General features: G+C 50.0%; 2 pseudogenes. Both read left to right on the top strand.

Annotated elements, in window-relative coordinates:
- A pseudogene (locus R7093_RS27180) lies at positions 1-361 on the top strand (ABC transporter ATP-binding protein); the annotation flags it as partial.
- A gap of 50 nt (positions 362-411) precedes the next feature.
- Positions 412-562 (top strand): annotated as a pseudogene (locus R7093_RS27185) (iron-siderophore ABC transporter substrate-binding protein); the annotation flags it as partial.

Consider the following 562-nt stretch of genomic DNA (forward strand, 5'->3'; position numbering starts at 1 on the left):
GCGCCAACGCGCTTGGGTGTCGATGCTGTTGGCTCAACAATCACCGATTTTGATCCTAGATGAACCGACCTCCGCGCTCGATGTTCACCATCAATTTCAACTGATGGCGCTACTGGCAGAGCTGAATCGAACCGAGAACGTAGGCATTATCGTGATCCTTCACGATTTGAACTTAGCATTGCGCTACGCAACCCACATAGTTGCACTCAAAAAAGGTCAAATTGCCTTTGAAGGCAACGCCGAAATGCTACTTGATGAAGCGCGTTTGTCTGCACTTTACGAATCACCAATTAAGCTCATTGATCATCCAACGCCCGCGGACACACTTGCTAGCCAGAAGGTGGCGGTGGTATGTGCATGATGGTTCGATTTCTCAAACAACTAAGCTGCACGACTCTACTTTTCACAGTGATGATTGTACGAGCGAACGCAGACATTACCGTTCATGATGCGTACGGAGCGGTGACTTTTGAGCAAGTGCCGCAACGCGTCGTGGTTCTCAACTGGGACATTTTGGAGCAAGTGCTCGCGTTGGACATCGAGCCCATTGCTGCGCCTAACT

The organism is Vibrio sp. 1580 (assembly GCF_033340055.1).